A 21,215-nucleotide genomic window follows, 5' to 3' on the forward strand; every position below is an offset into this window, starting at 1 on the left:
CCGCAGGCGCGCCTGCTGCCCTCAGCGCACCGCCGCCGCGCGGAGCCGCCGCGCGATGTAGCCCAGGCACACGCCGGTCAGCAGCACGCCCACGGCCAGCGGCGCCAGCACGTCCGTCGCCGACAGGCTCTCGCCGCGCAGCACCCGGTTCATCAGCGTGTGCTGGGCCAGGGCCGGAAGCCACACGAACCAGGGCTTCTCGCCGCCCTGGTTGAACAGGGTCAGCAGCGGCAGCAGCGACACCGCCAGGATGACCACCGTGTTGTTGGCCTGCGCCTCCTTGAAGCTCCTGCACCGGATCGCCACGGCCATCATCAGGGCCGACAGCGACGCGGCCAACGGCAGCAGCACGACCACGAAACCGAGCGCCTCGCGCGGGCCGAACAGGAACAGCGAGCGCAGTGTCTCGCTGCGGATCAGCCACTGGGCGGGCAGGAAGCTCAGCACGCTGAGCAATGCGATCAGCATGCTCACGGCGGCCACCGCTCCCCACTTGCCGATCACCAGCGCCAGCGGCGCGGCCGGGTTCGTCAACAGCGGCTCGAGCGAACCACGTTCACGCTCGCCGGCTGTCGTGTCCAGCGCCGCATTCAACGCACCGTAGAGCACGGCCATGATCACGAAGAACGGCAGCAGGCTGGTGAACTGCGCCGCGCGACTGCGCGTGCTCGCCAGATCGCGCTCCTCGACGTCGATAGCCTGCAGCAAGGACCCCGGCACGCCCCTCAAGGCCAGCACCAGCGTGCCGCGCTCGCGGCTGAACGCATCGAGCAGCCGGGCCAACCGTCCCGTACCGGCCTCGGCCTGCCGGTTGCTGCTGTCGCTGACCAGCAGCACTTCGGGCGCGTCGCCGGCCGCCAGTTGGCGCTCGAACTCCTTGCCGATCACCAGCACCGGATCGCCGAGCTGGGCGTCGCGCAGGCGCGCCTCGTAGTCCGGCGGCGCCGCTTCGACGCGGAAGGTCTGGCGCTCGATGAAGTTGCGCAGCGTCGGCGCGTGCTCGATGCCCTGCACCACCACCACGCGTTGCTCGGCCCGCGATTCCAGCGACGCGACCAGGCTCGACAGCAGCAGCAGCACCAGCGGACCCATCAGCACCGAGCTGAGCAGCACCGTCGCCAGCGTGCGCCGGTCCCGCAAGGCATCGACCAGTTCCTTGCGAAACACCGCTGCGGCTCCGGACGGGCTCGCGGGCCCGAGATGACGGCGCGTCATGCGCGGACCTCCTGCAGCTCCTGCGCGAAGGCCAGCTTCACGAAGGCTTCCTCGAAATCGCGCTCACCGGCGCGTTCGCAGAGCTGCGCGACTGTGCCCACCGCCACGGTGCGGCCGTGCGCGACGACCACCACCTCGTCGCACAACCGCTCCACCTCCTGCATGATGTGGCTCGACAGCACGATGCACTTGCCGCCACCGGCGGGGCTGCACAGGTGCCTGAGCGCCTCGCGCAGCGCGCGGGTGGCCAGCACGTCGAGTCCGTTGGTCGGCTCGTCGAGGATGATGTTGGCCGGATCGTGCACCAGCGCGCGCGCCAATGCCGTCTTCATGCGCTCGCCCTGGCTGAAGCCATCGGTGCGCCGGTCGAGCAGCGGCTTCATGTCGAGCATCTGCGCCAGCGCATCGACACGCGCGTGCGCGGCGTCGCGCTCCAGCCCATGCAATGCCGCGTAGTAGACGATGTTCTCGCGCGCGCTCAGGCGGGGATAAAGGCCGCGCGCGTCGCTCAGCACCCCCATGCGGCGCAAGGCCTGCCGCGGCGCCTGCAGCACGTCGATGCCATCGACCTCGATCGCGCCCGCGTCGGGCACGACCAGGCCGGCCACCATGCGCAGCGTCGTCGTCTTGCCGGCCCCGTTGGGGCCCAACAGGCCGGTGATGCGGCCGTCGACCGCGGTGAAGCCCACCTGTTCCACCGCCACGACCGGCGCCGGCCGGTCCCGCGCGAGCCAGCGGCGCGTCGGCACGGCGAAGCGCTTGTGCAGGGCATCGACTCGGATCATCGCGCGGCTCCTGATGGCGGCGGCGCGGGCCGCGGCGGCTCGAAGGCGGGCGGACGCGGCAGCCGCGCCAGGCACCCGGCGTCGACCGCCAGCGCCTGCGCCTCGTCCTCGGCATCGATGAAGCGGTGCGTCACCTCGCGCGTGCAGCCGATCGCCATCACACCGTGGCCGGCATTCGGCACCACCACGTGGCGCGCGCGCGGCCCGAGCGCCTTCACCACGCGCTCGCCATGGCGCGGTGGCGTCACCGGGTCGAGCGTGCCGCTGAAAGCCAGCACCGGCACCGGGCTGGTCGGCAGGTCGCGGAAGGCCGGCGACACGCTGCCACGCGGCCAGTCGCGGCACAGCGCCGCATAAGGCCGCTGGTAGACGGCGCCCAGCCCCGACGTCGGCGAAGCCGACGGATCCGGCGCATCTTCCGCACACACCACCGAGAAATGCATGCCCTCGAACAGCCGCACCGCCCGTGCCCCACCGCCCAGCGCCCCGGCCAGACCGACCAGGGCCGAATAGCGCCCCGCCGCGGCCTCGTCGATCGCGAACGGCAACGCCGCCGCCAGGCCCGGTGCATACAGCGGCCCGCGCACCGCGGTGGCCAGCAGGTCGGCGTCGATGCTCACCTCGGTCGGTTGACCGTCCAGCGGATCCACCACGCTCGCGCGCCGCGGCGCACCGCCCAGCAGCTCCTGCCAATGCATCCGCAGCCGCGGGTGGCGCGTGCTGCAGGCGGGCTCCCGCTCGCAGTCGGCGAAGAGTCGCGCCAGCGCGGCCTCCACGTCCTGGCCCATGCTGACCGGCAACATCATGTCGGGCGGTGCGACGCCGTCGAGCACGACCCGCCGCACACGCGACGGGAACTGCCGCAGGTAGTCCAGCGCCGCCCGCGTGCCATAGGAGCCGCCCACCAGGTTGATCTGCGGCGCGCCCAGCGCGGCCCGCACCGCATCGGCATCGGCCATCGCGATGCTCGTCGTGTACTGGCGCAGATCGCCGTGCGGCAGCTCGCGCAGCGAAGCCAGGCAGGCGGTGAGCCGCGCGAGGCCCCGCTTGGCGTCGAGGCGCTGCGCCAGCGGCAGGCCATCCTCGGCGTCGCAGGCCAGCGGCGCCGAGCGCCCGGTGCCGCGCTGGTCGATGAAGACCAGGTCGCGCCGGTGGTTCAGGCGCTGGAACAGCGGCAGCACCGAACCGGCCAGCGCGATGGCGCTCTGCCCCGGGCCACCGGCAAAGAAGAACACGGGGTCGGCCCGCTTGTAGCGCGCCGCGGCCGGCACGACCACGTAGTGCACCGCGATCGTCGTGCCCCCGGGCTGCGCCGGGTCCAAGGCCCGCGTCACGTGGCCGCACAGCACCTCGTGCTTCAGGCCCTTGACGCGACAGGCCGCCGGCGCCGCGTCCTCCGCAGCGCCGGCGGTGGCCGCGCTCGCCAGCCACAGCGCCGGCAGCCAGGCCGCCCAGCGGAGGATTCGGCTTCTTCTCATGCGCCGCGATTCTGCGCGAGGCCGGCGGCGCCGCACGGCTCAGCGCAGGAACGCGTCGTAGCCCGTCTTCGCAATGAGCAGCGAGACGACGACGATGAAGACACCGCGCACGAAGCCCGCGCCGTGCCGCAGCGCGAGCCGCGTGCCCAGCAGGCTGCCCGCCACGTTGGCCACGGCCATCACCAGCGCGACATGCCACCAAACGTGGCCGGTCCACGCGAAGGCCGCCAGCGCCGACAGGTTGGTCGCCGTGTTCAGGAGCTTGGCACTCGCGCTGGCGTGCAGGAAGTCGTAGCCGAGCAAGCGCACGAACAGGAACACGAAGAAGCTGCCGGTGCCCGGGCCGAAGAAGCCGTCGTAGAAGCCCACCACGGCGCCGATGCCGCTGGCCCAGGCCGCCTCGCGGCGGCCTCGGTGCTGCGGCTGGTGGGTCCGGCCCAGGTCCTTGCGGGCCAGCGTGTACAACAGGACGCCCAGCAGGATGAAGGGCAGGGCACGCCGCAGGCCGTCGGCCGACACCTGCATCACCGCCCAGGCCCCCGCAAAGCTGCCCAGCAGCGCCGCGCCGGCCGCCGGCAGCAGCGCATGCCAGGACAGCGTGACCCGCTTCGCGTACTGGGCCGTGGCCCAGGCCGTCCCCCACACCGCCGCGCCCTTGTTGGTGCCGAACAGCGTGGCCGGGGCCGTGTTCGGGAACACGCTGAACAGCGCCGGCACCAGGATCAGTCCGCCCCCGCCGACGATGGCATCGACGAAACCGGCGAACAGCGAGGCAAGAGTGACGGTGGCGAGATCGAGCATGGGACGGGCAGGCAGCGGTGTTGCGCGGGGCGCCGCGCATGATGCCTGCTCACCGTCAGACACCGCCCGGCGCAACGACAACGAGCGCCGCAAATAAAAAGAGCGCCGGGGGTACCGGCGCTCTTGGCGCGTAGCGGATGGGCCCGCGCTGTCGTCTCCTGGATGCTGGCGGTCGTCCACTCCGCCGCAGTCTTCGCTTGTCTCCTCGAACCCCCGCCTGACGGGACTGGCCCGCCGCGAGTGAGCGCACTATAGGGAGCCCCTCAGGGCACCGCATCGGGGTTTTCCGCAGCATGTTGGTGCGGCCATCGCACCCAGCCGTCAGCGCCGGTGGCCGTGATCGGCCCGGATCCACTGGGCCGCCTTCTCCGCGATCATCAGCGTCGGGCTGTTGGTGTTGCCGCTGGTGATCGTCGGCATCACGCTCGCATCGACCACCCGCAGTCCGGCCACGCCCCTCACGCGCAGGCGTGCATCGACGACGGCCTGGGGATCGTCGTCACGCCCCATTCGGCAGGTGCCCACCGGGTGGAAGATCGTGGTGCCGATGTCGCCGGCCAGCCGCGCCAGCTCGGCGTCGGTCTGGAACTGCAGGCCGGGCTTCACCTCCTCGGGCCGATACTTGGCCAACGCCGGCTGCGCCGCGATGCGCCGCGTCACCCGCAGGCTGTCGGCGGCCACTTGGCGATCCGCCTCGGTGGACAGGTAGCGCGGCGCGATGAGCGGCGCGTCCTCGAACCGCGGGCTGCGGATGCGGATCGCGCCGCGGCTGGTCGGGTTGAGGTTGCAGACGCTCGCGGTGAAGGCATCGAAGCGGTGCAGCGGCTCGCCGAACGCCTCCAGGCTCAGCGGCTGCACGTGGTACTCGAGGTTGGGCCACACGTGCGCTGGCGACGAGCGCGTGAAGGCGCCGAGCTGCGATGGCGCCATGCTCATCGGCCCGGTGCGCTTGAACGCGTATTCAAGCCCGATGCGGGCCTTGCCCCACCACGACGCCGACAGCGTGTTCAGCGTCGGCACGCCCTGCAGCTTGAACACGGCGCGGATCTGCAGGTGGTCCTGCAGGTTCTCGCCGACGCCGGGCAGGTCGTGCTCCACCGGGATGCCATGCTGCTGCAGCAACGCCGCCGGCCCGAGACCCGACAGCTGCAGCAGCTGCGGCGAACCCACCGCGCCGGCGCTCAGCAGCACCTCGGCGCTGGCCCGCACGGTCTCGGGACCGTGGGGCGTCTGGACCTCGCAGCCGGTGCAGCGCAAGGCGCCGCCGGCGCCGCGCTCGACGAGCAGGCGCGTCACCTGCACGCCGGTCCACATCTCGAAGTTCGGCCGGCCGTAGCAGGTCGGCCGCAGGAAGGCCTTGGCCGTGTTCCAGCGCCAGCCGGCGCGCTGGTTGACCTCGAAGTAGCCCACGCCCTCGTTGTTGCCGCGGTTGAAGTCGGCGCTCGCCGGGATGCCGGCCTGCTGCGCGGCCTGCGCGAACGCCTCCAGCACGTCCCAGCGCAGGCGCTGCTTCTCGACGCGCCATTCGCCGCCGGCACCATGCATCTCGTCGGCGCCGCCGTGGTGGTCCTCGTGCTGCTTGAAGACCGGCAGGCAGGCGTCCCAGCGCCAGCCGTCGTCGCCGGTCACCGCTGCCCAGTGGTCGTAGTCGCGCGACTGGCCGCGCATGTAGATCATGCCGTTGATGCTCGAACAGCCGCCGAGCACCTTGCCGCGCGGGTAGCGCAGCGAGCGGCCGTTCAGCCCCGGATCGGGCTCGGTCTGGTAGAGCCAGTCGGTGCGCGGGTTGCCGATGCAGTGCAGGTAACCGACCGGGATGTGGATCCAGTGGTAGTCGTCGCGGCCGCCGGCCTCGAGCAACAGCACTCGCTTGGCCGGATCGGCGCTCAGGCGGTTGGCCAGCAGGCAGCCGGCCGTGCCGCCGCCGATGATCACGTAATCGAAGGTGGGGGTGTCGTCGTCGTTCATCGCGGAATCGCCGATGCGAGCACCGGGAACAGTTTGGCCAGCCCTTCGGCCATGATCTCCACCGCCATCGCCGCCAGGATCAGGCCCATCAGCCGCGTCATCACGTTGATGCCGGTCTTGCCCAGCACGCGCGCGATGCGGCCCGAGGCCATGAAGGCGAGGTAGACCGCCGCGCCGATCACCACCCCGTAGAGCACCAGCGTGCCCAGTTGCCACCAGTGGCGCGTGCGCTCGGCGTAGATGACCATCGTCGAGATCGTCGCGGGGCCGGTCAGCAGCGGGATCGTCAGCGGCACGACCGCGATGCTGGCGCCGGCGTCGGCCTTCTCGGCACCCTCGCTCATGTCTTCCTTGCTGGTGTCGGCCGGCTGGGCGTTGAGCATCTGCAGCGAGCTGATCAGCAGCAGCGTGCCGCCACCCACTTGGAAAGACGCGATGCTGATGCCGAAGAACTCGATGATCTTCAGCCCCGCCACCGCGCTGATCGCGATCACGAGGAAGGCGCTGAAAGCGCTCACCCGAATGGTGCGCTGGCGCTGCTGCCGGTTGAAACCACTGGTGAAGGTGATGAAGAACGGAATGGCGCCGATCGGATTGACGATGGCCAGGAGAGCGATCAGGGGTTTCAGATCCATCGCGGGATTCTCAGCCCCCGGCCATTCGCTTGTCGACCGAAGGCGTGTCCGGCCGCCACTCGAGGGGCCGCCAGGCCGCATGTTTGCTCGACTCCGATACAACACTCGGGTGGCCCACTACACCGAAAGTCACCTCTTCACACATAATGGGCTTTCGTGTTTGGATGCGGCGCCTTCTCTGGATCGGTTCCGGCGGGTTGAGGCTCCACATATTGTTCGGTACCGCTGTACCGGTTTTCAGAGGAAGAAAGGCGCTCTCCCATGGGCAACAAGCTGTATGTGGGCAACCTTGCCTACAGTGTGCGCGACGACGATCTGCAACAGGCGTTCGGCGAGTTCGGCGCCGTCACCTCGGCCAAGGTCATGATGGACCGGGACACCGGCCGCTCGAAGGGCTTCGGCTTCGTCGAGATGGGCTCCGACGCTGAGGCTCAGGCCGCGATCGAGGGCATGAACGGTCAGTCCCTGTCCGGTCGCGCGATCGTCGTCAACGAAGCGCGTCCCCGTGAAGAGCGGCCGGGCGGCTTCCGTGGTCCCTACGGCGGCGGTGGCGCCGGCGGTGGTGGCGGCGGCTACGGCGGTGGCGGCGGTGGTGGTGGCCGCAGCGGCGGTGGTGGCGGCTACGGCGGTAGCGGCGGTGGTGGTGGCTATGGCGGCGGCGGCGGTGGTCGCAGCGGTGGTGGCGGCGGCTACGGCGGTGGCGGCGGTGGTCGCAGCGGCGGTGGTGGTGGCTACGGCGGCGGCGGTGGTGGCCGCGGCGGCTACTGAGTCCACGTTGCACGAGCCGGTCGATGCCGGCTCCAGGGATACATCAAAGGCGGTGGTGCTTCGGCCCACCGCCTTTTGCCTTGCCGGACGGCGCGCTGCCTGCCGCGCCGGGCGCGTCAACCGGCCCTATTCGCCCTGGCGCTTCTTGCGGCCCCGCCCCACCAGCACCCGGTCCAGCACCGCGTTGGGCAACAGCCGCAACAGCTTGGCGACAAGCCCCATCTGCCACGGGATCACCCGGTAGCTGACCCCGGCCCGGATCGCCGCCACGGCCCGCTCGGCGAAGGCCTCGGGCGTCATCAGGAAGGGCATGCCGTAGCGGTTGCCGGCGGTCAGCGGCGTCGCCACGTAGCCGGGCACCAGCGTCACCACCCGGATGCCGAAGGCGCGGCACTCGCCGCGCAGGCTCTCGCAGTAGCTCACCACGCCCGCCTTGCTCGCGCAGTAGGCGCCGTGGCCCGGCAGGCCGCGGATCGCGGCGACGCTCGCCACACCGACCAGCGTGCCCGCACGCCGCTCGCGCATTGGCTTCAGGAAGGGCTGGAAGGTGGCGGCCATGCCGAGGTTGTTGGTCTCGAAGGTGGCTCGGATCACCTCCAGGTCCTCGTACTCCGCGGTATCCACACCGACGCTGATGCCGGCGTTGGCCACCACCACGTCGGGCAGGCCCTGGCGCTGCAGGCAGTCGCGTCCGGCCGCGGTGATGCCGGCGACATCGCGCACATCGGCCGCATAGACCGCCCAACGTTCGGGCGGCCACCCCTGGGCACGGCACCAGGCCTCGATCTCGTGGGCGCGGCGCGCCACCAGTGCGAGGCGGTAGCCGGCGTGCGCAAAGCGCGCCGCCAGCGCCTGACCGATGCCGCTGGACGCCCCGGTGATGAAGACCAGCGGCGCGGCGGCGCTCACGGCGCCGCCTGCGGCGTGGCGAGCAGCTCGCCGGTGACACGCCCGCTCAACTGGCCGATGCGGTCGAGGTGGCTGTAGTCGAGGCTGCCGGCGCGCATCTCGCCGCGCCCGGTGAACAGCGTCACCGGCAGGTGCGAGCGCACCCGTTCGGTCTCGGTGAACAACTCGAGGAATTCGCCGCGGATCTCGAGTCGCGCCGACGGGCCTTCGCCCGGACCCGGCTCGCGGATCACGCGCGCACCGCCGGTCAGCCGCACCTGGGTCGCGTCGCCGTTGCTCAGCGCCCGCTGCGCGCTGCCCAGCGTGACGCGGCCCGTCTCGTCGACCGCCCGCAGGCGCACGCCCTCGACCTCGATCGTGTCGGTGTCCGGGTAGTGCTGCATCACGTCGCCCTCGAGCCGCGAGCGCAACTGGCCGCTCGGCGTGTAGCTCACGACGGAAAAGCCGCGCATCGTGTAGTCCGGCTCGTGCCGCAGCGCCTGGGCCGCCTTGGTGTCGCCCGGCACCGGGGTGTTCTTCACCAGCCACCAGCTCAGCGCCGCCAGCGCGCCCATCAGCAGCACCGGCAGGTAGCGCAGCACGTGATCGAGCGCGCGCGCGGTCCACGGGCCGCCGACCGCCTCACGCACGCTGCCCTGCGGGGCCAGCGGCAGGAGCTCGGCGAACGGCGGTTCGGGGCTGTCGCCGCGATCGGTCATGGCGTGGACGCTGCCGCCGGCGTCCCGCCGTCCAGCGTGGTGAGATGGCCCTGCAGCAGGTCGGCGTAGCGCCCGCTGGCCACCAGCAGCAGGTCGCAGAACTCGCGCGCCGCACCGTGGCCGCCGGTCGCCGCCGTCACATGGTCGACCAACACGCGCACCTCGGCATGCGCATTGGCCGGCGCCGCTGCGAAGCCGGCCCGCACCAGCAGCGGCAGGTCGGGCCAGTCGTCGCCGATCGCCGCCACCCGCGGCCAGTCCAGCCCCAGCGTCGCCAGCAGCGCGCTCGCGGCCGCCAGCTTGTCGTGCGCGCCGTAGACCGCGTGCGCGATGCCCAGGTCGGCCACGCGCCGGCGCGCCGCCGGCGAGTCGCGGCCGGTGATCACCAACGGCGCGATACCGCCCTGGGCCAGCAGCTTGAGGCCATGGCCGTCGAGCGAGTTGAAGGCCTTGACGGTCTCGCCGTGCTCGCCGATGTACAGCCGCCCGTCGGTCAGTACGCCGTCGACGTCGAAGATCGCCGCACGCAGGCCTTGCGCCTTCAGCAGCAGCGACGGCGCGAACTGCAGCGTCGCGCGGAGTTCGCGCCGGGTGTCCTCGCGCATCAGATGACCTTCGCGCGCAGCAGGTCGTTGATGTTCAGCGCACCCACCAGCGCGCCCTGCGCGTCGACCACCAGCACGCTGGTGATGCGGTGCGTCTCCATCAGGTCGGCGGCGTCGACGGCCAGCGCGTCGTCACGCACCGTGCGCGGGGCCGGGTGCATCACCTCGGCGGCCGTCAGCGCGCGCAGGTCGCCGCCCTTCTCGATCAGGCGGCGCAGGTCGCCGTCGGTGAAGATACCCTGCACCCGGCCGGCGCCATCGACGATCGCGGTGGCGCCCAGCCCCTTGGCGCTCATCTCGCGCATCAGGTCGGTAAACACTGTCGCCGGCCCCACGCTCGGCACCGCGTCGCCGCCGCGCATCACGTCGCGCACGTGCGTCAGCAGCTTGCGCCCCAGCGAGCCACCCGGATGCGAGCGCGCGAAGTCTTCCTCCTTGAAGCCGCGCGCGTCGAGCAGCGCCACGGCGAGCGCGTCGCCCAGCGCCATCTGCGCGGTGGTGCTGGCCGTCGGCGCCAGGTTCAGCGGGCAGGCCTCCTGCGCGACCGCGCTGTCGAGCACCAGCTCGGCGTGCCGCGCGAGGTTGGAGTCGGCCCGGCCGGTGATCGCGATCAGCATCACGCCCAGGCGCTTGAGAACCGGCAGGATGGCAGCCAGCTCGTCGCTCTCGCCGGAGTTCGAGATCGCCAGCACGATGTCGGACAGGGTCACCATGCCCAGATCGCCGTGGCTCGCCTCGGCGGGGTGCACGAACATCGCCGGTGTGCCGGTCGAGGCCAGCGTCGCGGCGATCTTGCGGCCCACGTGGCCGCTCTTGCCCATGCCCATCACGACCACGCGACCGCGGCAGTCCAACATGGCCGCGACGGCCCGCGCGAACGCGTCGGCCATCGGCCCGGCGATGCGCTGCTGCAGCGCATCCAGCGCCTGCGTCTCGACCGCCAGCGCCTGCGCGCCCATCTCGACGCTGCGCTGCGGGGAATAGGAGGAGAAAGAAGAAGCGGAGGGTGGCGTCACAGGGTGCACCCCGGGCTCGCGCCGCAGGGCCTTGGGTAGCATCGGACCATTCTAGGCGCCGCCTCTCGCGCGGGTCGCCGCCCGCGGCACCGATCCTGCAAGCCCCCAACGGATGGCCTCCTCCCTCGAACTCGCCCTGCTCTACCTGGTGGCCGCGGTGCTCAGCGTCGCGGCCTGCCGCTCCCTGAAGTTGCCGCCGATGCTCGGCTACCTGGCCGCCGGCGTGCTCATCGGCCCGAACGCGCTGGCGCTGGCGCGCGACTCCGGCGGCGTGCAGTACCTCGCCGAGTTCGGCGTCGTGTTCCTGATGTTCGTGATCGGGCTGGAGTTCAACCTGCCCAAGCTGCGCAGCATGCGCACGCTGGTGTTCGGCCTCGGCCTGTCTCAGGTGTCGCTGACCATCGCCGCCGCCGTGGCCGGCAACGCGCTGCTGGCCTGGGGCCTCGCGCTCGCCGGCAAGCCCTGGGGGCTGGGCTGGCAAAGCGCGATCGCGCTGGGCGCGGCGCTCGCGATGAGCAGCACCGCCATCGTCGTCAAGATGATGGCCGAGCGCATCGAACTCGAGACGCCGCACGGTCGCCGCGTGATGGGCGTGCTGCTGTTCCAGGATCTGGCCGTGGTGCCGCTGCTGGTGCTGATCCCGGCGCTCGGCGAATCGGCCGGCGACATGACGCGCGCGCTGCTGTTTGCCGCGCTCAAGGCCGCGGTGCTGCTGACGCTGCTGCTGGTAGGCGGACAGCGGGTGATGCGCTGGTGGCTCACGCTGGTCGCGCGCGGTCGCAGCGAGGAGCTGTTCATCCTCAACCTGCTGCTCGTCACGCTGGGTCTGGCCTGGCTGACCGAGCACGCCGGCCTGTCGCTCGCGCTCGGCGCCTTCATCGCCGGCATGCTGATCGCCGAGACCGAATACAAGCACCAGGTCGAGACCGACATCCGGCCCTTCCACGACGTGCTGCTCGGCCTGTTCTTCATCACCATCGGCATGAAGCTCGACTGGCGCGCCATCTGGGACCAGTGGATGGTGGTGGCCGCGCTGACGGTGCTGCCGGTGTTGTTCAAGTTCGGCCTCGTCACGCTGCTGGCACGCGTCTTCGGCGCGCCGGCCGGCGTGGCGCTGCGCACCGGGCTCTACCTCGCACAGGCCGGCGAATTCGGCTTCGTGCTGCTGGCGCTGGCCACGCAGAACCAGCTGCTGCCCGCGCGCCTGCAGAGCCCGGTGCTGGCGTCGATGGTGTTGTCGATGCTCGCCACGCCCTTGCTCATCCTCTACAGCAACCGCATCGTGATGCGGCTCGCGGCCAGCGACTGGTTGCTGCAGTCGGTGGCGCTGACCAGCATCGCCACCAAGGCGATCCACGCCGAGGCCCACGTGATCATCTGCGGCTACGGCCGCAGCGGCCAGAACCTGGCGCAGCTGCTGAGTTCCGAGCACATCCCCTACATGGCGCTCGACCTCGACCCCGACCGCGTGCGCCAGGCCGCCGCCGCCGGCCAGAACGTGGTGTTCGGCGACGCGGCCCGGCTGCAAAGCCTGATGGCCGCCGGCCTGGCGCGCGCGACGGCGGTGGTGATCAGCTACCACGACACCCCGTCGGCGCTGAAGATCCTGCGTCTGGTGCGAGAGCACGCCCCCACGGTGCCGGTGATCGTGCGCACCCTCGACGACAGCGACCTCGAGCCGCTGCAGGCCGCCGGCGCGACCGAGGTGGTGCCCGAGGCGATCGAGGGCTCGCTGATGATGGCCTCGCACGTGCTGGCGCTGGTCGGCGTGCCGATGCGGCGCGTGATCCGTCTCGTGCAGGACCAGCGCGACGCACGCTACGGCCTGCTGCGCGGCTACTTCCACGGCGCCGACGACGACACCGTCGAGGAGTTGCAGCAGCGGCGCCTGCAGAGCATCACGCTGTCCGAGAGCAGCGCCAGCCTCGGCCGCACGATCATCGAACAGGCGCTCGACGAACTGCAGGTGCAGGTCGTCTCGCTGCGCCGCGCCCGCGGCAACGTGGTGCACCCCGACGAGACGCTGGTGCTCGCCGCCGGCGACACGCTGGTGCTGTCGGGTCGGCCCGAAACGCTGGCTCGCGCCGAGGCGCGGCTGCTGCGCGGCTGAGCGGTGGTCTCACCATGCTGCTGTCGCGCCGCTCGCTGCTGCTGAACGCCACGCTGGTGACCGCCGCGCCCGCCGGCCTGTCGTTCCACCGGTCGGCCGCAGGCGCGGAGCTGCTCGCCGCGCCGGATCTGGCGCAGGCGCTGCGGGCCGGCGCCGTGGTGGCCGCGTTCCGCCATGCCTACGCCCCCGGCACGTTCGACCCGCCGGGCTTCACGCTCGAGCAATGCACGACCCAGCGCAACCTCGATGACGCCGGGCGAGCCCAGGCTCGCCGGATCGGTGCGTGGTTCGCGGCGCAAAGCCTGCAGCCGTCGGCCGTGAGATCGAGCCCGTGGTGCCGCTGCATCGAGACCGCCACGCTCGCGTTCGGCACGGTGGAACGCTGGGACGCGCTCGGCTCGGTGCGCACAGGAACCGACGCCGCTTCGTCACAGGTCGCCGCGCTACGGCAGGCGCTCGCGAAAGTGCCCCCGGGCAGTTTCGAGGTGTGGGTCAGCCACCAGTTCACGCTGAGCGCGCTGCTCGGCGAGAGCACCGCGTCGGGCGAAGGTCTGGTGCTGCGCGCGGCGTCAGGCGGCGGGCCACCAGTGCTGCTCGGCCGCTTGCCGCCGGCCTGACACGGCCCGCTCGTCGGTCGGGCTGCCGATAATGGCCGGCCTCGCTACGCGCTTCAACTCACCGGCACGCCACCCGCATGGACGACCGCAGCCTGATCCGCCAGACCATCCGCACCGTGCCCGACTGGCCGTCGCCGGGCGTGCAGTTCCGCGACATCACGCCGCTGCTGCAGAACCCGAAGGTGTTCCGCGTGCTGATCGACCAGTTCGTGCACCGCTATTTCGACCTGCGGCCCGATGCGATCGCCGGGCTGGATGCGCGCGGATTCATCATCGGCTCGGTGCTGGCCTACGAGCTCAACATCGGCTTCGTGCCGATCCGCAAGAAAGGCAAGCTGCCCTACACCACCGTCGAGGAAAGCTACGAGCTCGAGTACGGCTCGGCCGCGGTGGAGATCCACACCGACGCGGTGAAGGCCGGCGACCGCGTGCTGCTGATCGACGACCTGATCGCCACCGGCGGCACCATGATGGCCGGCAAGCGCCTGCTCGAAAGGCTCGGCGCCACCGTGATCGAGGGCGCGGCGATCGTCGATCTGCCGGAACTCGGCGGCGCCGCCAAGCTGCGCGCCGCCGGCCTGTCTCTGTTCACGCTGGTGTCGTTCGACGGGCACTGAGCCTCATCACCAGGCGGTTTCTCACCGCGCAGCAAGACCAAGGGCCGCGAATGCGGCCCTCGTCGACATTCCTCACCGCAGCGAACCGCTTACGTGATCGGCGTCTGCCGCGCGATGTTGCCGCGCATCCTCAGCGCCATCACCGAACCCGCCGCGCGCAGCACCTCGAGCGCGATCACCGGCACGCGGGCGCACAGCTCCTCGAAACGCGGCAGGCGCAGCGCCCACACCACGCTGGCCGTCATCGCCTCGACCGAGGCGGTGCGCTCGCCGTCGGCGAACAGACCGGGCTCGCCGCACATCGCGCCGGGCCGCAGGATCGCGATCTTGTTCGTCGTGCCGCCGGTCGCATACACCTGCAGCGAACCTTGGCCCAGGAAATAGAGCGTGCGGTCCTGCTCTCCCTGCTTGAGCAGCAGCTCGCCGGAGCGGATCTCGTGGCGCGTCAGGTACTGCGTGAAGGTGCGCCATTGCTGTGGGTCGAGCCGCGGGCGGAACGCGTCTTCGGCGTTCAGCGACTGGATCGCGTGGATCAGTTCGTCGGTGGTCATGGCGGTGTCTGGTTCGAAGCCCTGGCGGGAACCGATTATCGGCAGGTCGGCCATGCACGCCAAACGCGTGCTTCGGGGAGGGTCGCGGTGCCGAACGTGAAGTGCGTCACTTGCCGATGCAGAACCTGCTGAAGATGTCTCCCAGCAGGTCGTCCGGCGTGTAACGGCCGGTGATCACGCCGAGCGCATCGTGCGCCAGCCGCAGCTCCTCGGCCAGCAGGTCGAGCGCGGCGTCGGCGCGGGCCGCCAGCTGCTGTGCGCGAACCAGGTGCTCGGCCGTCGCCTGCAGCGCCTGCAGGTGCCGCGTGCGGGCGATGAACACGCCCTCGCTGCCGGCCTGCCAGCCGGCCAGCTGCAGCAGCCGGCGGCGCAGTGGGTCCAGGCCCTCGCCGGTGCGCGCCGACAGCCGCAGCGCCTGCGGTGGCAGCGTAGCGGCGCTGTCCGCTGCCGCATCGGCCTTGTTGTGCACGTCGAGCACCTGCACGCCGGCCGGCAGGCGTTGCGAGATGTCGCGCTCCGCGGCGTCGTAGCCCGGATCGCCGGCACGCGTGAGGTCGTGCAGGAAGATCACCGCATCGGCCTCGCCGATCGCACCCCAGCTGCGCTGCATGCCGATGCGCTCGACCTCGTCACGCGCATCGTCCTCGGCGCGCAGGCCGGCCGTGTCGACCACATGCAGCGGCACGCCTTCGATCTGGATGGTCTCGGCCACCTTGTCGCGCGTGGTGCCGGCGATCGGCGTCACGATCGCCAGCTCGGCGCCGGCCAGCGCATTCAGCAACGAGCTCTTGCCGACGTTGGGCTGCCCGGCCAGCACCACGCGCAAGCCCTCGCGCAGCAGCGCGCCTTGCTTCGCCCGCGCCCGCACCGCGTCCAGCGCGTCGGCGATGCGGGCGAGCCGGCCGCGTGCGTCGGCCTTTTCCAGGAAGTCGATCTCCTCCTCGGGGAAGTCGAGCGTGGCCTCGACCAGCATGCGCAACTCGATCAGCCGGTCGCGCAGCGTGTCGACCTGCTGCGAGAAGGCACCGGCCAGCGCCCGGCCGGCCGAGCGAGCCGCAGCTTCGGTGCTGGCGTCGATCAGGTCGGCCACCGCCTCGGCCTGGGCCAGGTCGAGCTTGTCGTTCAGGAAGGCGCGCTCGGTGAATTCGCCGGGCTCGGCCACGCGCAGGCCGCGCAGGCGCGGCAAGCCGCTGCGCGCATCGGGCTGCGCGGCGGCCTCCAGGCAGCGCGCCAGCAGCAGTTGCAGCAGCACCGGGCCACCGTGCGCCTGCAGCTCCAGCACCTCCTCGCCGGTGTAGCTGTGCGGCGCCGGGAAGTGCAGCGCCAGGCCCTGGTCGATGGCCTCGCCCTGCGCGTCGAGGAAGGGGCCGTAGTGGGCGTGGCGCGGCTTCAGCGCGCGTCCGCACACCGCTTCGATCAGCGCCCCGAGGCCGCGCCCGGACACGCGCACGATGCCCACGGCGCCGCGCCCGGGCGCCGTCGCGATCGCGACGATGGGGTCGTGGTGGCGGGGCAGCTGCATGCGCGCGATTGTCGGCCCGGAAAGCAAGACGCCCCGCGAGCGGGGCGTCGTGACGGATCGGCCGGGGCGGGCCGACGACGCCTGGAATCAGTTCACGCCCAGCCGTCGGTTGATCACCCACTGCTGCGCGATCGACAGCAGGTTGTTGGTGATCCAGTACAGCACCAGGCCGGCCGGGAAGAAGAAGAACATCACCGAGAACACCAGCGGCATGATCCACATCATCTTGGCCTGCATCGGATCCGGCGGCGTCGGGTTCAGCCAGGTCTGCAGCAGCGTGGTGCCGGTCATCACCACCGGCAGGATGAACAGCGGGTCGCGCACCGACAGGTCGGTGATCCAGCCCAGCCACGGCGCATTGCGCATCTCCACGCTCGACAGCAGCACCCAGTACAGCGCGATGAACACCGGCATCTGCACCAGGATCGGCAGGCAGCCGCCCAGCGGGTTGACCTTCTCCTCCTTGTAGATGCGCATCATCTCCTGCTGCATCTGCTGCGGCTTGTCCTTCAGCCGCTCGCGCATCTCCATGATCTTCGGGTTGATGGCCTTCATCTTCGCCATCGACGCATAGGCCTTGGCGTTGAGCCAGTAGAACGCCGCCTTCAGCAGCACCACCAGTGCCACGATCGCCCAGCCCCAGTTGCCGATCAGCTTGTGCAGCTGGTCGAGCAGCCAGAACAGCGGCTTCGCGATGATCGTGAACCAGCCGTAGTCCTTCACCAGCTCCAGGCCGGGGGACAGCGCCTCGAGCTTCTTCTCTTCCTGCGGGCCGACGAACAGCACGCTGTCGAACTGCTTGCTCGCGCCCGGGGCGATCTCGCCCAGCGGGAACAGCTGGCCCACCGCGTACAGGTTGACGTCGATCTTGCGCGTGTAGAACTCGCGCGGCGCCTTGTCGTTGTGCAGCCAGGCCGAGAAGAAGTAGTGCTGCACCATCGCGACCCAGCCGTTGTCGGCGGTCTTGTCGTGCTCGGCGTTGCCCTTCTCGATCGACTTGAAGTCGACCTTGTGGAACTTGCTGGCGTCGGTGTAGACCACCGGGCCGGTGAAGGTGCTGTAGAAGCTCGATTCCCCAGGGGGCGCATTGCCGTCGCGAACCAGTTGCACGTACAGCTGCGGCGAGATCGCGGCCGCGCCCGTGTTGACCAGCTCGTGGCGCACCTGCACCGCATAGTTGCCGCGCTGCAGGGTCAGCGTCTTCTTCAGCTTCACGCCGCCCTGCTCGGGCGACTCGAACACCACCTCCAGCGCGTCCTTGCCGGCGGCCAGGCTGGTCTCGCCGGGCACCAGCGTATAGGCCGTCAGGTGGTTGGGCAGGTTGGGCGCGCCCACCAGACCGGTCTGAGCGAGGTAGACGCGCTCCTTGGAGCGGTCGAACAGCACCACGTTGCGGGTGCGGTCGTTCTGATCCACCTGCGTCAGCAGTTCGGCGTGCACCACGTCGCCACCGCGCGCGTCGAGCGTGAGCTTCAGCACGTCGGTGCTCACGGTCACGGTCGGCGCGGTGGCCGCTGGTGCCACCAGGGCCGGCGGCGTGCTGCCGCCGTCAGCCGCGCCGAAAGCGGGCGCCGCCGCCGTGGCCGACGGCAGCGCGGCAGAGGCCGGCGGCGTCGCCCCGGGTGCACTGCCGGCCGCGACCGGCCGTGTCGCGGGGGAGAACATCGAAGGCTGGCCGGTGTGCTTGTTCCACGCGTCCCACAACAGGACGAGCGACATCGTGAACACCACCCACAGCAGGGTGCGGCGCATATCGGTCATGACGAGATCTCGCAGGGAGCGCGCGGTGCCGATGCGGCCACCTCGCTGGAAGAGGAAGAAGAAGACGATTCAGCGGCACGGTGGCCGGTGAGCCAGCCGGGCGGCCGACCGGGAACCGGGTCGTGGCCGCCGTCGCAGCCAGGATGGCAGCGCAGCAGGCGTCGCGTGGTCAGGTAGCTGCCGCTCAGCGCGCCGTGGCGTTCCAGCGCCTCGATCGCGTAGACGGAGCAGGTGGGCGTGAAGCGGCAGCCACTGCCGAGCCAGGCACTGAAGAACAGGCGATAGCCCTGCACCGCCCCGATCAGAAGCCGCTGCGGCAGGCGGCCCAGCCAGGCCGCCGCACCCGGCGCGGCCCTCATCGCCGTGCCCCGGAAGCCGCCGCGAGGAACAGCGCGGCCAGCTCGCCGTGCACGGCCGTGCGCAGTGCGTTCGATGCAGCACTGGGGAACTGGGCCACCGGGAACGGGCTGCGCAGGCGCAGCACCCAGTCGCCCGCGCGCAAGGCGGCCGCGCCGCGCTGGAAGGCGTTGCGCCCTTGTCGCTTGATCAGGCTGCGCGTCACGGCGCGGCGCGCATGGCGCTTGGGGATCACCAGGCCGAAACGCAGCGGTTCATCCACAAGCCCATCGGGCACGCTGCTCGCCGGTGTTGACAACTCGCCGGCGGCGCCCTCTTTCGTGGCGGACAGGTGGTGAAGCACGAAGTGTTCGGTCCGGGCACAGGGCCGCTGGGCGAGCACCCGCTCGAAATCGGCAGCGCGCAACCCCGCAGGGGCGGTGGTGCGGCTCACGCCTCGCGAGCGGAAGCGGCTGGATCAGAGACCCAGGCGCTTGCGGCCCTTGGCGCGGCGTGCGTTCAGCACCCGGCGGCCGCCGCGCGTCTTCATGCGCACGAGGAAGCCATGGGTGCGGGCGCGGCGGGTCTTCGAAGGTTGGTAGGTGCGTTTCATGTGAGCCTCTGGCCCCTGGACGGGCAATGCGGGGGCATAGGGAACGTCAGCGTGCCGAGGGGCCGGACTCGCGGGAAGGCCGGGTTCAGGCAATGCTGCAGTGAGCCTGCAGCGGCCCGAGCACCTTGCCCGAACCAGCCGCGTACCCGATGCGGGGAACCCAGGATTACATCAAAAATCCCCTTTTCGGTCAACGACTTGCACCGAGAGGTGGTGTCTCAGTTTGAGATGTAACGGTCGCTGCGGGTGCTCCGGTTGGCCTCTCCAGTCGCAGTGGGGTTTTTGCTAAGTCGTCAACATATAACGTGGTTGTCCACACTATCCACAAGCACTTATGCCTACATTCAAAGCGTCCAACAGGTGGCCGCCGGCCGCCGGTTCATCAGGAGAAATGACATGGCAACTTCTGGCGTGACTTCACGTCGAGGGAAAAGCGCGTCCTCCGCTGGTGCAGTTCGGGATGATGGTCGGAGGCTAACCGACCCAGACGTAGCTGGTCGGGTTGATCGGCTGCAAGAGCGGCTGACTAGCAATCCATCGAGGGCGATGGACTACCTAAAGCAAAGCGGGTTCGTCACCGCGCACGGGAACACTCCGAAGAAGTATGGCGGCTAAGCCGCCAACCGCTCGACCAGCGCCACCGGAGTGGCCTGAATACAAGCGAATGCCAGGTCTTGTGCTCGGTTTTCACGGCTGCGACCGCAGCCATGGAGAAGCCGTGCTTAGTTCTGGCAAGCATCTGCGTACCAGTAGCAACTCGCACGACTGGCTCGGCGAAGGTATCTATTTCTGGGAGAACGATCCGTGGCGAGCCCACGATTGGGCTTGGGAAGCAAAACTGAAGCCCGCGCAGGTCGCAGGTTCGATTGACGAACCCTTTGTTGTCGGCGCAATCATCGACTTGGGACACTGCTGCAATCTGCTCGACTTGGAGCGAAGTGAAGAACTTGAGCGCGCCTTCAATTTCATCAGCCAGATTTACGCTGCAGCGGGGCGTCCGATGCCGGAAAATGATCTTGGCCCGGATCGGGTTCGGCGTTATCGCGACAGGATAGTCGTCAAAGCCATGCACGACCTTCGGCGAGAAGAAGGACTCACGCCCTTTCAGTCGGTCCGCGCGGCCTTCTTCGAAGGCCCGGAACTCTATGAAAATGCCGGCTTCCGAAAGAAGAACCACATTCAGATTGCTGTGTGCGATCCGAACTGCATCAAAGGCTACTTTCGTCTTCCGGGCCTGTAGTTGGCGGTTAGTCTGCCAGCGCTGCAATCTCCTCAAGCGACCAAACATGATCGCTGACGCCGGACGCCATCGCTGGCGTGACGCGCAGCGTCTTGTGGATGCGCGCGAAGTTGTAGTGCATGAAGTGCAGCGAGACTGCGTGCTCTAGGTTCTGTACCTTCTTGCTGAAGCCGTTGGTCAGCCGCGTAAAGCGGCGCATCCCCATGCGCATGGTCAGGTTCTGACGCTCGACAAAGCTGGTCGAAATCTTCGCGTCGTCAGGGTTGCCAACCATGACGCGCTTCTCAGCGGAAACGAACTCGGCCGGGCTGTAGCGGCGCTGACCCTCCATCGGCGAGCCATAGACCTTCTTGAGCATCCCGTAGTCGACATCGCCAGCGAAGGCCATATCCACCGCCTTGACGTAGGCGTGGTGGCCGTCCGTGGACAGTTGAATGCGGCTTGACAAGCGCGACGCCAGATCGGCGATGAACGGGCCGGCGTAGGTCACATCGCGCTTGCCGATCATGTACGACACGATCAGCTTGGTATCGGCGCACAGGGCCGTCCAGGTCCACACGTCGCCGACGCCCAGCCCGTCCAGTTCGGCGCCGCGCGCGTTCTTCTGCTTCTTGCCGCAGAAGGCCCAGATTTCATCGCACTGAACCGACTTGCACGGCAGGTTCACGAGCGTCTGCGCTTGGTAGAAGTTGCAGGCCATGCCCACATCTTCCAGCAACTTCGTGACGGTGTTGATCGAGACGCCGGTGATCCGGGTCACGGCCCGCATCGACATGCCCTCGACCAGCAGACCAATGATCTGGGCGCGCTTCTCGATGGGGAGTCGGTTCATGTTCAGGCCTCGTTTGAACTGAACTATAAACCAGAGCAAATTACACGTCAACAGCAGGCGACGTGTAGTTGCGTCACGGCGTGACGGATGCCATAATCGGCGCGAGCTGGTGGGGACCGGCTTCGTAGGATGGTTGCG

Annotated in this window: 22 protein-coding genes; 5 read left to right on the plus strand and 17 right to left on the minus strand. The window is 69.9% G+C overall.

Annotated features, from left to right (window positions below):
- Positions 1–21 precede the first annotated feature (21 nt).
- The 6 genes from ASC67_RS10700 to ASC67_RS10725 form a co-directional block, all read right to left on the minus strand.
- Positions 22–1,215, minus strand: coding sequence for an ABC transporter permease (locus ASC67_RS10700; protein WP_056319557.1), 1,194 nt, complete (start codon positions 1,213–1,215; stop codon positions 22–24).
- The gene (locus ASC67_RS10705) at positions 1,212–2,000 is read right to left on the minus strand and encodes an ATP-binding cassette domain-containing protein (RefSeq protein WP_056319561.1); all 789 of its coding nucleotides are present in this window, start codon (positions 1,998–2,000) and stop codon (positions 1,212–1,214) included. Before ASC67_RS10705 ends, ASC67_RS10700 begins: the two co-directional genes overlap by 4 nt.
- A complete protein-coding gene (locus tag ASC67_RS10710; RefSeq protein ID WP_056319564.1) occupies positions 1,997–3,478 on the minus strand; it encodes an alpha/beta fold hydrolase in 1,482 nt (493 codons plus the stop codon). The genes ASC67_RS10705 and ASC67_RS10710 overlap by 4 nt, the downstream gene beginning before the upstream one ends.
- 39 nt (positions 3,479–3,517) lie before the next feature.
- Entirely contained in the window at positions 3,518–4,279 is a 762-nt protein-coding gene (locus ASC67_RS10715; protein WP_056319568.1) for a TSUP family transporter, read from the minus strand.
- 321 nt (positions 4,280–4,600) lie between these two features.
- Positions 4,601–6,247 carry a GMC family oxidoreductase gene (locus ASC67_RS10720; RefSeq protein WP_056319571.1) on the minus strand — a complete coding sequence of 549 codons (1,647 nt, stop codon included), beginning with the start codon at positions 6,245–6,247 and terminating at the stop codon, positions 4,601–4,603.
- A complete protein-coding gene (locus ASC67_RS10725; protein WP_056319575.1) occupies positions 6,244–6,882 on the minus strand; it encodes a MarC family protein in 639 nt (212 codons plus the stop codon). The genes ASC67_RS10720 and ASC67_RS10725 overlap by 4 nt, the downstream gene beginning before the upstream one ends.
- 261 nt (positions 6,883–7,143) lie before the next feature.
- Here ASC67_RS10725 and ASC67_RS10730 point away from each other — a divergent pair, with 261 nt between their 5' ends.
- Entirely contained in the window at positions 7,144–7,650 is a 507-nt protein-coding gene (locus ASC67_RS10730; protein WP_056319579.1) for an RNA-binding protein, read from the plus strand.
- A 126-nt stretch (positions 7,651–7,776) separates the two neighbouring features.
- On the opposite strand, the gene ASC67_RS10735 is transcribed toward ASC67_RS10730, so the two are convergent.
- The 4 genes from ASC67_RS10735 to ASC67_RS10750 are packed head-to-tail and all read right to left on the minus strand — an operon-like array spanning position 7,777 to position 10,821.
- Positions 7,777–8,559 carry an SDR family oxidoreductase gene (locus ASC67_RS10735; protein WP_056319583.1) on the minus strand — a complete coding sequence of 261 codons (783 nt, stop codon included), beginning with the start codon at positions 8,557–8,559 and terminating at the stop codon, positions 7,777–7,779.
- Positions 8,556–9,257 carry an LPS export ABC transporter periplasmic protein LptC gene (lptC, locus tag ASC67_RS10740; protein ID WP_082535948.1) on the minus strand — a complete coding sequence of 234 codons (702 nt, stop codon included), beginning with the start codon at positions 9,255–9,257 and terminating at the stop codon, positions 8,556–8,558. Before lptC ends, ASC67_RS10735 begins: the two co-directional genes overlap by 4 nt.
- On the minus strand, positions 9,254–9,862 hold the full coding sequence (locus ASC67_RS10745) for an HAD family hydrolase (RefSeq protein ID WP_056319586.1): 609 nt from the start codon (positions 9,860–9,862) through the stop codon (positions 9,254–9,256). The genes lptC and ASC67_RS10745 overlap by 4 nt, the downstream gene beginning before the upstream one ends.
- Entirely contained in the window at positions 9,862–10,821 is a 960-nt protein-coding gene (locus ASC67_RS10750; protein WP_056319589.1) for an SIS domain-containing protein, read from the minus strand. The genes ASC67_RS10745 and ASC67_RS10750 overlap by 1 nt, the downstream gene beginning before the upstream one ends.
- A 169-nt stretch (positions 10,822–10,990) precedes the next feature.
- Between ASC67_RS10750 and ASC67_RS10755 the strand changes: the two genes are divergently transcribed.
- From ASC67_RS10755 to ASC67_RS10765, 3 genes are all read left to right on the plus strand, one after another.
- Complete coding sequence (locus tag ASC67_RS10755) at positions 10,991–12,988, plus strand: monovalent cation:proton antiporter family protein (protein ID WP_056319590.1); 1,998 nt, start codon at positions 10,991–10,993, stop codon at positions 12,986–12,988.
- Between the two features lie 14 nt (positions 12,989–13,002).
- The gene (locus tag ASC67_RS10760; RefSeq protein WP_056319594.1) at positions 13,003–13,605 is read left to right on the plus strand and encodes a histidine phosphatase family protein; all 603 of its coding nucleotides are present in this window, start codon (positions 13,003–13,005) and stop codon (positions 13,603–13,605) included.
- Positions 13,606–13,682: 77 nt separating this feature from the next.
- The gene (locus ASC67_RS10765) at positions 13,683–14,222 is read left to right on the plus strand and encodes an adenine phosphoribosyltransferase (protein ID WP_056319598.1); all 540 of its coding nucleotides are present in this window, start codon (positions 13,683–13,685) and stop codon (positions 14,220–14,222) included.
- 89 nt (positions 14,223–14,311) lie between these two features.
- On the opposite strand, the gene ASC67_RS10770 is transcribed toward ASC67_RS10765, so the two are convergent.
- From ASC67_RS10770 to rpmH, 6 genes are all read right to left on the minus strand, one after another.
- The gene (locus ASC67_RS10770; RefSeq protein WP_056320790.1) at positions 14,312–14,773 is read right to left on the minus strand and encodes a cyclic nucleotide-binding domain-containing protein; all 462 of its coding nucleotides are present in this window, start codon (positions 14,771–14,773) and stop codon (positions 14,312–14,314) included.
- Positions 14,774–14,879: 106 nt separating this feature from the next.
- Positions 14,880–16,295, minus strand: coding sequence for a tRNA uridine-5-carboxymethylaminomethyl(34) synthesis GTPase MnmE (gene mnmE / locus ASC67_RS10775; protein ID WP_056319602.1), 1,416 nt, complete (start codon positions 16,293–16,295; stop codon positions 14,880–14,882).
- Positions 16,296–16,382: 87 nt separating this feature from the next.
- Positions 16,383–18,056 (minus strand): membrane protein insertase YidC, encoded by a 1,674-nt coding sequence (yidC, locus tag ASC67_RS10780; RefSeq protein ID WP_056319604.1) that lies wholly within the window; start codon positions 18,054–18,056, stop codon positions 16,383–16,385.
- The gene (gene yidD, locus ASC67_RS10785; RefSeq protein ID WP_082535949.1) at positions 18,053–18,415 is read right to left on the minus strand and encodes a membrane protein insertion efficiency factor YidD; all 363 of its coding nucleotides are present in this window, start codon (positions 18,413–18,415) and stop codon (positions 18,053–18,055) included. Before yidD ends, yidC begins: the two co-directional genes overlap by 4 nt.
- On the minus strand, positions 18,412–18,846 hold the full coding sequence (locus ASC67_RS20285; protein ID WP_082535950.1) for a ribonuclease P protein component: 435 nt from the start codon (positions 18,844–18,846) through the stop codon (positions 18,412–18,414). The genes yidD and ASC67_RS20285 overlap by 4 nt, the downstream gene beginning before the upstream one ends.
- Before the next feature lie 24 nt (positions 18,847–18,870).
- Positions 18,871–19,005 carry a 50S ribosomal protein L34 gene (gene rpmH, locus ASC67_RS10795; RefSeq protein WP_011831400.1) on the minus strand — a complete coding sequence of 45 codons (135 nt, stop codon included), beginning with the start codon at positions 19,003–19,005 and terminating at the stop codon, positions 18,871–18,873.
- A 664-nt stretch (positions 19,006–19,669) separates the two neighbouring features.
- Between rpmH and ASC67_RS10800 the strand changes: the two genes are divergently transcribed.
- The gene (locus ASC67_RS10800; RefSeq protein ID WP_235566284.1) at positions 19,670–20,245 is read left to right on the plus strand and encodes a hypothetical protein; all 576 of its coding nucleotides are present in this window, start codon (positions 19,670–19,672) and stop codon (positions 20,243–20,245) included.
- Positions 20,246–20,252: 7 nt separating this feature from the next.
- Here ASC67_RS10800 and ASC67_RS10805 read toward each other — a convergent pair whose 3' ends face one another.
- A complete protein-coding gene (locus ASC67_RS10805) occupies positions 20,253–21,077 on the minus strand; it encodes a hypothetical protein (protein WP_056319610.1) in 825 nt (274 codons plus the stop codon).
- Positions 21,078–21,215 lie beyond the last annotated feature (138 nt).

This window comes from Methylibium sp. Root1272 (assembly GCF_001425905.1).
GTDB lineage: Bacteria > Pseudomonadota > Gammaproteobacteria > Burkholderiales > Burkholderiaceae_C > Methylibium.

Excerpts from the sequence above, each read along its gene's own strand:
- ASC67_RS10700 (WP_056319557.1), bottom strand. The coding sequence starts at position 1,215 with ATGACGCGCCGTCATCTCGGGCCCGCGAGCCCGTCCGGAGCCGCAGCG.
- ASC67_RS10705 (WP_056319561.1), bottom strand. The coding sequence starts at position 2,000 with ATGATCCGAGTCGATGCCCTGCACAAGCGCTTCGCCGTGCCGACGCGC.
- ASC67_RS10710 (WP_056319564.1), bottom strand. The coding sequence starts at position 3,478 with ATGAGAAGAAGCCGAATCCTCCGCTGGGCGGCCTGGCTGCCGGCGCTG.
- ASC67_RS10715 (WP_056319568.1), bottom strand. The coding sequence starts at position 4,279 with ATGCTCGATCTCGCCACCGTCACTCTTGCCTCGCTGTTCGCCGGTTTC.
- ASC67_RS10720 (WP_056319571.1), bottom strand. The coding sequence starts at position 6,247 with ATGAACGACGACGACACCCCCACCTTCGATTACGTGATCATCGGCGGC.
- ASC67_RS10725 (WP_056319575.1), bottom strand. The coding sequence starts at position 6,882 with ATGGATCTGAAACCCCTGATCGCTCTCCTGGCCATCGTCAATCCGATC.
- ASC67_RS10730 (WP_056319579.1), top strand. The coding sequence starts at position 7,144 with ATGGGCAACAAGCTGTATGTGGGCAACCTTGCCTACAGTGTGCGCGAC.
- lptC (WP_082535948.1), bottom strand. The coding sequence starts at position 9,257 with ATGACCGATCGCGGCGACAGCCCCGAACCGCCGTTCGCCGAGCTCCTG.
- ASC67_RS10745 (WP_056319586.1), bottom strand. The coding sequence starts at position 9,862 with ATGCGCGAGGACACCCGGCGCGAACTCCGCGCGACGCTGCAGTTCGCG.
- ASC67_RS10750 (WP_056319589.1), bottom strand. The coding sequence starts at position 10,821 with ATGGGCGCGCAGGCGCTGGCGGTCGAGACGCAGGCGCTGGATGCGCTG.
- ASC67_RS10755 (WP_056319590.1), top strand. The coding sequence starts at position 10,991 with ATGGCCTCCTCCCTCGAACTCGCCCTGCTCTACCTGGTGGCCGCGGTG.
- ASC67_RS10760 (WP_056319594.1), top strand. The coding sequence starts at position 13,003 with ATGCTGCTGTCGCGCCGCTCGCTGCTGCTGAACGCCACGCTGGTGACC.
- ASC67_RS10765 (WP_056319598.1), top strand. The coding sequence starts at position 13,683 with ATGGACGACCGCAGCCTGATCCGCCAGACCATCCGCACCGTGCCCGAC.
- ASC67_RS10770 (WP_056320790.1), bottom strand. The coding sequence starts at position 14,773 with ATGACCACCGACGAACTGATCCACGCGATCCAGTCGCTGAACGCCGAA.
- mnmE (WP_056319602.1), bottom strand. The coding sequence starts at position 16,295 with ATGCAGCTGCCCCGCCACCACGACCCCATCGTCGCGATCGCGACGGCG.
- yidC (WP_056319604.1), bottom strand. The coding sequence starts at position 18,056 with ATGACCGATATGCGCCGCACCCTGCTGTGGGTGGTGTTCACGATGTCG.
- yidD (WP_082535949.1), bottom strand. The coding sequence starts at position 18,415 with ATGAGGGCCGCGCCGGGTGCGGCGGCCTGGCTGGGCCGCCTGCCGCAG.
- rpmH (WP_011831400.1), bottom strand. The coding sequence starts at position 19,005 with ATGAAACGCACCTACCAACCTTCGAAGACCCGCCGCGCCCGCACCCAT.
- ASC67_RS10800 (WP_235566284.1), top strand. The coding sequence starts at position 19,670 with ATGCCAGGTCTTGTGCTCGGTTTTCACGGCTGCGACCGCAGCCATGGA.
- ASC67_RS10805 (WP_056319610.1), bottom strand. The coding sequence starts at position 21,077 with ATGAACCGACTCCCCATCGAGAAGCGCGCCCAGATCATTGGTCTGCTG.